Origin of the sequence: Acinetobacter lwoffii (assembly GCF_024129735.1) — a bacterium.
GTDB classification, from domain to species: domain Bacteria; phylum Pseudomonadota; class Gammaproteobacteria; order Pseudomonadales; family Moraxellaceae; genus Acinetobacter; species Acinetobacter lwoffii_H.
Genome location: NZ_JAMXXK010000080.1, coordinates 1 through 8,980 on the forward strand (window position 1 = coordinate 1; position 8,980 = coordinate 8,980).

At 44.9% G+C, this 8,980-nt stretch carries 9 protein-coding genes and 4 tRNA genes; all 13 read right to left on the reverse strand.

What is annotated here, in order from left to right; translation table 11 throughout:
* Nucleotides 1-90: GTP-binding protein (locus tag NI469_RS15140; RefSeq protein WP_072292276.1), on the reverse strand; the 90-nt coding region annotated here is incomplete at its 3' end.
* A gap of 150 nt (nucleotides 91-240) precedes the next feature.
* Nucleotides 241-315 (reverse strand) — tRNA-Thr (locus NI469_RS15145).
* A gap of 17 nt (nucleotides 316-332) precedes the next feature.
* Nucleotides 333-408, reverse strand: a tRNA-Gly gene (locus NI469_RS15150).
* 38 nt (nucleotides 409-446) lie between these two features.
* Nucleotides 447-530: transfer RNA gene (locus NI469_RS15155), tRNA-Tyr, on the reverse strand.
* 56 nt (nucleotides 531-586) lie between these two features.
* A tRNA-Thr gene (locus NI469_RS15160) sits at nucleotides 587-662 on the reverse strand.
* A 98-nt stretch (nucleotides 663-760) separates the two neighbouring features.
* Entirely contained in the window at nucleotides 761-2,254 is a 1,494-nt protein-coding gene (gene trpE / locus NI469_RS15165; protein ID WP_253175631.1) for an anthranilate synthase component I, read from the reverse strand.
* A 108-nt stretch (nucleotides 2,255-2,362) separates the two neighbouring features.
* Entirely contained in the window at nucleotides 2,363-3,031 is a 669-nt protein-coding gene (locus NI469_RS15170) for a phosphoglycolate phosphatase (RefSeq protein WP_253146621.1), read from the reverse strand.
* 78 nt (nucleotides 3,032-3,109) lie between these two features.
* Nucleotides 3,110-3,769 (reverse strand): FHA domain-containing protein, encoded by a 660-nt coding sequence (locus NI469_RS15175; protein WP_004729299.1) that lies wholly within the window; start codon nucleotides 3,767-3,769, stop codon nucleotides 3,110-3,112.
* 62 nt (nucleotides 3,770-3,831) lie between these two features.
* Complete coding sequence (gene gspD, locus NI469_RS15180) at nucleotides 3,832-6,093, reverse strand: type II secretion system secretin GspD (protein WP_253175632.1); 2,262 nt, start codon at nucleotides 6,091-6,093, stop codon at nucleotides 3,832-3,834.
* 38 nt (nucleotides 6,094-6,131) lie between these two features.
* A complete protein-coding gene (locus NI469_RS15185) occupies nucleotides 6,132-6,986 on the reverse strand; it encodes a type II secretion system protein N (RefSeq protein ID WP_044113058.1) in 855 nt (284 codons plus the stop codon).
* Nucleotides 6,986-7,729, reverse strand: coding sequence for a type II secretion system protein N (gspN, locus tag NI469_RS15190; protein ID WP_071852112.1), 744 nt, complete (start codon nucleotides 7,727-7,729; stop codon nucleotides 6,986-6,988). The genes NI469_RS15185 and gspN overlap by 1 nt, the downstream gene beginning before the upstream one ends.
* A 182-nt stretch (nucleotides 7,730-7,911) precedes the next feature.
* Nucleotides 7,912-8,238 (reverse strand): H-NS histone family protein, encoded by a 327-nt coding sequence (locus NI469_RS15195; protein ID WP_026055760.1) that lies wholly within the window; start codon nucleotides 8,236-8,238, stop codon nucleotides 7,912-7,914.
* Nucleotides 8,239-8,484: 246 nt separating this feature from the next.
* A complete protein-coding gene (locus NI469_RS15200; protein WP_276534112.1) occupies nucleotides 8,485-8,910 on the reverse strand; it encodes an acyl-CoA thioesterase in 426 nt (141 codons plus the stop codon).
* Nucleotides 8,911-8,980 lie beyond the last annotated feature (70 nt).

An 8,980-nucleotide genomic window follows, 5' to 3' on the forward strand; every position in this document is an offset into this window, starting at 1 on the left:
AGCTGTTAAAGTTGTTTTACCATGGTCAACGTGACCAATTGTGCCCACGTTAACGTGTGGCTTATTACGTTCAAACTTAGCCTTAGCCATGTTAATCTTCCTCGTTTACGTCGAACACAATTCTGAGTAAAACCCAGCTCCGACATATCGTTTAAAAAAACCGAACACCAAATACTTGAAAAGCAGACTAAATAGCCTGCTTTTGGAATTTCTTTGCAACAAAGTTGCTAAACTGTAATCTGGAGCTCTTATCGAGATTTGAACTCGAGACCTCTCCCTTACCAAGGGAGTGCTCTACCACTGAGCTATAAGAGCAAATATTAGTACTTCAATGGAGCGGGAGACGAGGGTCGAACTCGCGACATGTAGCTTGGAAGGCTACCGCTCTACCAACTGAGCTACTCCCGCACGATGTTGGTACAAACCACTTATTGAAGTCTTAAAATTGGTGGTGAGGGAAGGATTCGAACCTTCGAAACTTTCGTAGCGGAGTTACAGTCCGCCCCCTTTGACCGCTCGGGAACCTCACCATTTTTTACACTTACATCAGTGCTGTTCTTTACTTCACACTACCAAACTTCTAAGATGGTGCCGGCACACGGATTCGAACTGTGGACCTACTGATTACAAGTCAGTTGCTCTACCAACTGAGCTATGCCGGCGTTTCTTAGTGTTTCGTACGTTTCGTATCGGAACGGTGTGCAGTTTAGCAAAACTCAGAATCCTTGCAAGTGTTTTTTTCAAAAAAAACGTCAAAAACTCATAAAATCAAACCATTTGATGATAATTCAACCGCTTTGATCACTGCGCGAGCTTTTATTTGGGTTTCATTCCACTCAGATTCAGGATTTGAGTCGGCAACTAGCCCTGCTCCGGCCTGCACATAGACCTTATTTTCGCGAATGACACAGGTACGAATCGCAATCGACATGTCCATTTCGCCATGCCAGCCTAAATAACCAACAGCACCACCAAAAATTCCACGTTTTACCGGCTCAACTTCGTCAATAATTTCCATGGCACGGATTTTTGGCGCACCTGAAAGTGTACCAGCAGGGAAAGTTGCTTTAAAAACATCCAGAGCATCGACATCATCACGCACTTCACCCTGCACATTGGAGACAATATGCATCACATGCGAATAACGTTCGATCACCATTTGATCAGTCACCTGCACTTTGCCAATTTTTGCGATACGCCCTACATCATTACGTCCCAAGTCAATCAGCATGACATGTTCGGCAATTTCTTTTTCATCGGATAATAGGTCTTCCTCAAGCGCCAGATCCTCTTCTTTGGTTTTACCGCGTGGGCGTGTTCCCGCAAGCGGTCGTACGGTAGCAATACCATTTTCCAGACGGGACAGAATTTCAGGAGAAGAGCCGACAATATGGAATGGCGTATTGTTTTCCAAGGTCTGCCCTTGCACAAGAAACAAATACGGCGATGGATTGAGATGACGCAGCGCACGATACACCTGTAGCGGGTCTCCATCGAAGTCAGACACCATCCGGTGCCCGGGTACGACCTGCATTACATCGCCAGCACGAATATACTCTTTGACTTTTTCTACCGAGGCAATGAAGTTGTCATGTCCGGTGAGGGACTCGAAATGTGGCGGCGTATGTTTTTCAGCTTTAAGACTGATGGGCGTGGCCAGAATATTTTCTAATTCATTTAATTGTTCATGTGCTTTTTCATAAGCAACTGGATCAGTTGCATCGGCATGTACAATCAAGAATAAAGTATCTTTCAGGTTATCAAAGACAATCACTGTTTTAGACAGCATCATCCAGATATCTGGCAAGCCGACCGGATCCGCTTCCGGCACATTTTTTAATTTCGGTTCGATATAACGCACCGCGTCATAACCAAAGTAACCGACTAATCCACCAGTAAAACTCGGTAGGTCCGGCAATTCTGCCTGGGTTGGCACCTTAAATTGCGCCTGAAAGTCGCGAATATATTGAAATGGGTCCGCACAGTGCTGCTTTTCAATCGAAGCATCTGCGTGCTGTACCGTCAGCTCGCCTGCATTGCAGGAAAATACGGTAGATTCACCTAATCCGATAATCGAATAACGTGCCCAGTTCTCTCCCCCTTCCACGGACTCAAATAAATAAGCCTGTTGATGCTGTTTAAGCCGAGCAAAAATAGAAAGTGGTGTATCGGTATCCGCCAGACGCTGACGATAAACAGGAATGAGGTTATAGCCTTGCGCAGCAAGTTCTTGGAATTGTGCTTGAGTGGTCATGCGGTTTTTCTCTTTAAATTAGGGTTACTCAGTATGTAAATAAAATTGAACTGAGCGACGCCATCGAAAAACCTTACAACTATTCATTTTCTTTCCTTAGTACGCGTATTAGGCAAGTAATTCTCTAAGATCATCCACAATCTGCTGTGGCTGACAATCTGCAATATTTTCACCATGATTATAGCCATAGCTGACCACAACACAATCAATCCCGGCGCGGCGTGCGGCTTCGACATCATTGGAAGAATCGCCAATGAGCAATACCTGTTCTTTGCTCACCTCATAATGTTCGACACAGTGCAGCAACTGGCGCGGATGCGGTTTACGTTCAGTAAAACGGTCGCCACCAATGGTATCGGCAAAATAATGAGCCATATCCAAGGTATCTAGAATACTGCGGGCAGGAAGTTCAGGCTTATTGGTCACACAAATCAGGGTTTTACCCTGTGCTTTGGCCCAATCCAGAAATTTCAGGACTCCCGGAAAAGGAACGGTATCGACACAGGGATCGACATTATAAATATCCAGAAAAGTGTTTAAGAGCTCCTGATGCTGTGCCGGTGTGACTTCACCGACCAGATGCTGTAGTACACTTTCACAGAATATCGACGTGCCCTTGCCCACCCAGGTCCGTACCTGCTCTTCGGTCACCAGAGGCAATTGCAGCACATTCAGGCTCATATTCATGGCGCGATACAGATCATGTGCTGAATCCACCAAGGTACCATCCAGATCAAACAAGATCAGTTCACGCTTTTCTAATTGTGCAATAGACATCCCGACCCTCTTTTATAATGTGCGCAGCCACAAAAAAGGCATGCGCTATGCATGCCTTGATTGTAACCAATCATCAGCTTATTTGAACAACAACCAAGCCATAATTGCCAAAATAATCAGCACAATCACTGAAATCAAACCTACAGATACATTTTTCTGGGTTTCTTTTTCCTGTTCTACACGTGATACAGGCTGCTCAACCGGAATTGGGGTAGGCTCTGGTTTTACCGCATTAATGTCCACGCCTTCCGGAATAGGTGCCGGTTTTGGAATACCGACATTGGTTGGCATGCCATCACGGGTTAATTGTACCGTAGCATCACGATGTTTCAGTTCCGGCATTCCCTGATCATTCATTTGCTGTGCAGGTGTAGGCTCAGCGACTTCGACCTGTTCCACGACTTTTTCTGCCGTTGCTTCAATTTCTGCTGGAACCTCTACTGCAGCCGCAGGCGCCATTACTGAAAATTTCAAGCTGGCAAACTGAACAATGTCATCCTGCTTTAATAAGGTTTCCTGCGCAATTTGCACATCATTGACGAAAGTGCCATTCGATGAACCCAAATCCTGCACCCAGAGCGCATCATCCTTTAGTAAAAATGCCGCATGTTTACGGGAGATTTCCGCAGCCTGCAAAACAATATCTGCCGCCTGATGACGCCCCACCAGCATGTCACGGTCAATGCTAATTTCCTGTCCTGTTAAGTCGCCTGTAATCGCGTGTATTTTCCAAGTCATGAAAGTTACTTCTCTGTTCTCTTTGACATTATCATAACATGCTGTCTGCAAATGCGAATGGCTTAGCTTTTGGGTCTAAGTGTGGTTGTTGTAACGGTATTTTTACTTTTTTCTACCTGTTGTAGCGGCTGAACCACTCGCGGCTGTAATGCAGGTTCTATTGCTACCGGCGTGACGACTACATTGGCTGGTTGTGTCTGAACCGGTGCTGTCGGCAAAGTTTGATAAGTCGAGTTCTGCAATGGCGTTCTGGATACCGGAATGCGCTGCTGATACACATCTTCGACATTGTCTGGCAGTTTGGCGAAGTTCCCGTCTGAATCGAGGGCGAGTTGCAGACTATATAACTGACTATAACGTTGCTGGGTCAGTTTACGTACTGCATTTTTATCCCCCACAATGGTTGGATGGATAAAGATCAGCAGGTTACGCTTCTGATTGGATTTGCCTTCAGAACGGAATAAACGCCCCAAGCCTGGAATCGCACCCAGACCAGGCACTGCTTGGCGTCCATAACTGGTGTTATCCGAAATCAGACCGCCAAGCACAATAGTTTGTCCATGTTCGGCCAGAATTGAGGTTTTGATTGCTCGCTTGCTGGTGACCAGATCCTGCGCCTGTCCTTTACTGGCTTTGACATCCGAAACTTCCTGTTCCACTTCCAGGCGTACCGTACCATCCTCACCAATATGTGGAACCACCTTTAAAGTGACCCCGACATCCTTACGTTCAATGGTGGTATAAGGATTGGCTACACCCGCTGCACCTGTAGAGACCGAACCAGTAACAAAGGGGACGTTTTCACCCACGACAATATAAGCTTCTTCATTGTCCATGGTCACAATTGACGGGGTAGACAACAGATTAGATTTGGTGGTTTCTTTGAGTGCTTGAATCATCGCACCATACAGACGTCGAGAACCATCACTGCCTTCACGATAATCACCGAGTACCAGCGAAGTTCCTGCACCAACAGCACTTGCAGCACCTGCACCGCCACCGGTGAGATAACCGGCTGCCACATTTTTCAGACTGGCACCAAAATTATCAAAATTAATTAGACCAATACCACTACTGATATCCCCCAAGGCCCATTGCACACCGAGTTGATCTGCATCGGTTCCTTCCACTTCAATAATCGCAGCTTCAATCAGCACTTGTTGACGGCGAATATCCAGCTGGTCAATCGCCGATTCAATTTCACGCATCAATTGCGGATCTGCTTTCACCACCAAAGAATTTTGTGTGGTATCGGCAATAATACTGACGCCATTGCCATTAAAGCTGGTAATACCACCTTGCTCATTATTCATGCCAGTATTCAACTGAATGCCTGAAGAAGTGTTGCTACTCGAGCCTGTACTGGTAGTGTTGTTATTTAAATTGCTGCCAGAACTGAGCGAAGACGAGCTTGAGGATGTGCTGCCTGTACTTGAATTACTGTTCACCGCCTGTCCACTCACCAGTCCTTGCAAGATTTCCGCAAGATTCTTGGCGCTGGCATATTTCAGACGAAAAACCTTTAACCCGCCCAGACGATCCGCAGCCGGCACATCTAAGGTTTCGATCACTTGACGCACCCGTTTGCGCGTCGTGGGATCACCTTTGATGATGATCCGGTTGGTACGGGTATCTGCAATCACCCGCACCCGCGAACCGCGGACATCTTTGGCTCCACCGGTTGCAGTCATGGATTCAATCAGTCCAATCATTTCTTCGGCCTGACTGGATTGCAAGCTCACCGCTTCAATATCATTCTGACCGGTGCCATCCAGATTACGAATAATGGTTTCCAGCTGGTAAATATTGCTGGCACGATCCGACACAATTAAGGCATTCGTACCCGGCACCGCCGCCAAATGGGCAAACTGCGGCATTAAAGGACGTAATGCAGGAATCAAGTCATTCGGATTGGTATTTTCCAGCCACAACACTCGGGTCACAATCTGGTCACCACTGGCACGGCTTCTGGCATCATAGGGAATGCCTGAGCTTTTGACATTGCTGTCCGGAACCAGCTTGATGGTGTTACCCGAAGGAATCGCCACCACACCATTGACATTCAGTACGCCTAAAAACAGGTCATAGACTTCATTTTTATTCAGGGCTTTATTGGAGATGACCGTCACGTTGCCACGTACCCGCGGATCGACTGCGAAGTTTTTGCCGGTAATATCGGCCACTTCATTAATGAATGCAGTTAAGTCAGCATCTCGAAGGTTGATTTTCCAGGTTTGTGCATAACTCGCCGTACTGACCATAGCCATTAACGGTGCGGCCACACAGAATGCCCATGCTGATCGATTATTATTAAATAAAGCCATAAACTTTCGTGTTTCCTAACCCTATGCGTGATGACACATCACTTCAAATCTTGTTGTATGGTCATCACCTGATCACCACGTTTTATTTCGAGTTTGACCTGACCTTCACGTCGGGCCTGTTCCAGTAATTGTGCTTCGGTCTGTCCCTGGCTCAGCGTCTGGCCATTTAAAGACAAAATCCGGTCGCCCGGTCTTAAACCCAGGCGATTACGCAGTGCAGCCGGCGTCCGTGAAGTCACTTCATAACTACCATCTGCTGCACTCACCCCCATATTCTGTAAATACTGGTCTTTGTTTTCCTGCATCTGCTGGATGGCCCGACCAATTTCATTCTGTGGCGAAGGCTGCTCAGGCATACCACTATTAGAAGGCATAGCAGGCATTGAACTTGAAGAGGCTGATGTTTCCGGCACAATCGGCTGATTCAAGCCATTTTCCAGACCTTTGAATAAGACTTCCTGAGTAGCACCTGTGGATCGACGTAAAATAACCCGATCCCAATACACTTCAGCCAACTCAAAACCGCTATTGGCTAGCATTTCCCCGACACGGTAACGATCGACCTGATCATTAATTTTCAGTACCGCAGAAGAGTTATAACTTGGACTGGCAACCACCACCCCTTGTAAAATGATATTGGTAGTTTCAATAGCACCCACAGACTGCCCAACTTCCTGAAACAGTGAAAATGCACCGATATTCGGAATTTGTGCCTGTTGCGAACCCAGTTCTACCCGATCCAGCTGCATGGCTTGGGGTGGAGCTATCAGCAACCAGAACAAAGCCGCCAGCTTCCAGCATAGATACAGAATGAGCAGTAACAAAACCACAGGTGCAGCACGATCGATCTGTTTCAGTTCAATATTTTTTAAATCATTCAGAGAAACTGCCATCAGTTCAAGCCTCCCATTAAGGGTTGGCGGGTACTGATCACATAGGTATCTAATCCGGCTTTACCTTCATAAGAAGGTGCATTCATTAAAAAGCGCTGGGTGAGCTGGATATCCAGCATCAGACTCGGATCAAGCTTGATATTCAGCATACGTTGATCGCGACTATCCCGAACATCAACTAACAGCTGTCCGCTTTCATCTGCGAGTTTTCCAGTCATGGCAGGTACATTCATGCGTTCCTGACGCTGGGCAAAGGTATAAATCAGCTCACCACCCGCCCATTGCATTTGCCCAGCCACCTGACTGAAGCCCTGTTCTTTTTTATATTTAAAATCCAGATCTTTAAACTGAATCGCAGTACTCGGCCATTGCCAGTCTGCAACTTTTTTTAAGGTTTCAGGCGCGACCTGCCCTTCAAGATTTTTGACAATTAAAGATTTATTCAGACCATAGGCCATGATCCCGGAAAGCTGGGTATTGCCACTATGCAAATCCACATGTGCCCCAACCCGCAGCAACAGCAAATCCAGCGGCCGTACTTTCCAGTTCAGACTGCCCCGAAGATTGCCTTTTTTCCAGTCCGCACTTCCCTGCCAGATATTTCCGTTTACATTATGCAAAGTCTGGTTATTTTTATAAAATTTTGAAATTAACCAGGCCGCTGGCACTTGTAATACGACAAAAATAAAAAATGCAACAAGAGCAAGGATCAACCATCTTAAAGTTTTCGGTTTACTGCTCATCCCCACCACGACCAATCGCTCAAGTCCAAATCCCCATTTATAATTTTCCCCTTATACCCACACATTATGCACACTTTTCTGCCAACGCCAATTCATAGATATAAAAAAACCAAGCAGGTATGCTTGGTTTAATCATCTTAGACTGTCTGTATGACAGCCTAATGACCAGATCAAATGAAGGCTTAGATCAGGAAATCGTCCAGCTTTGCGCCTTTTTCCAATTCAGCCACCAACCAGCGCGGCTGTTTACCACGGCCAGTCCAGGTATCGTCCGGATTGCTTTTGCTACGGTAACGCGGTTCAACCGACTTACGTGACGATTTCTTACGCTTAGATGCACCAAATTCAAGTAACTGTTCAACCGTCATACCAACTTTCTCAGCAACTGCCAAGATTTGCTGATAAGCGTCTTCAATTTCTTGATCTTTTTTTGAAGCAATCAGCGATTCTGCTTCTGCTTGTAAACGTTTTAACTCTTCTACTGATAAATGCGTAATATCTGGCATAATGCTCTCCGAAAAATAATATTATTCATTTTATTAAATAATAGCCCCATCATATTTATATTAAATAAAACATTCAATAGACCTCTTGCGAAAGTATCGTTTTACCTAATTTTTGAATTGGCTAAAACCTTATTAAATGTAGCTTTATGCTGTTTAAATTTTGACTAACGCAAGAAGTCTAATATAAAACCTTAAAGCAATAACAATAAAGTTTAAAAAAAATTACAAAATAAAATGCTTCATTCATTTTTAAATTTCATGTTGAACGCTTAATTCAAGTGCTTTGATTTTTTCGCGAATATGTTCCGGAATTTCTGTTTTCTGCATGGTCTTTTTATCGACACAGACAATCACTGCTTCTGAAGTAGCCACAATACTTTGCTGTTTTTCACTCCATAATACATATTGCATTCTAACTGCACTATTACGGATTTCTTCAATACGTGCTGCCACTTTTAAATGATCAGGAAAAACCACGGGTTTTAAATAACGGCACTGATTGGATGCCACTACGGTAGATACCGATTCAGTGAGAATTTCTAATTGGGTTAAATAAGCTAGACGTGCACTTTCGACATAACGGTAATACATGGCATTATTGACATATCCAAAGGCATCCATATCGCCCCATGCAACTGTTTGTTCATAAATAACTAGACTTCCGTCATAAATCAAAAAACGTACAATTTATTTGATCTTAAATTAATCAGCAAAATTATTTAATTCAAGAGATAATCCTTGGATG

What these genes read in the sequence shown, in the direction of transcription:
- NI469_RS15170 (WP_253146621.1), bottom strand. Translation starts at nt 3,031, where the DNA reads ATGTCTATTGCACAATTAGAAAAGCGTGAACTGATCTTGTTTGATCTG.
- gspD (WP_253175632.1), bottom strand. Translation starts at nt 6,093, where the DNA reads ATGGCTTTATTTAATAATAATCGATCAGCATGGGCATTCTGTGTGGCC.
- trpE (WP_253175631.1), bottom strand. Translation starts at nt 2,254, where the DNA reads ATGACCACTCAAGCACAATTCCAAGAACTTGCTGCGCAAGGCTATAAC.
- NI469_RS15185 (WP_044113058.1), bottom strand. Translation starts at nt 6,986, where the DNA reads ATGGCAGTTTCTCTGAATGATTTAAAAAATATTGAACTGAAACAGATC.
- NI469_RS15175 (WP_004729299.1), bottom strand. Translation starts at nt 3,769, where the DNA reads ATGACTTGGAAAATACACGCGATTACAGGCGACTTAACAGGACAGGAA.
- gspN (WP_071852112.1), bottom strand. Translation starts at nt 7,729, where the DNA reads ATGAGCAGTAAACCGAAAACTTTAAGATGGTTGATCCTTGCTCTTGTT.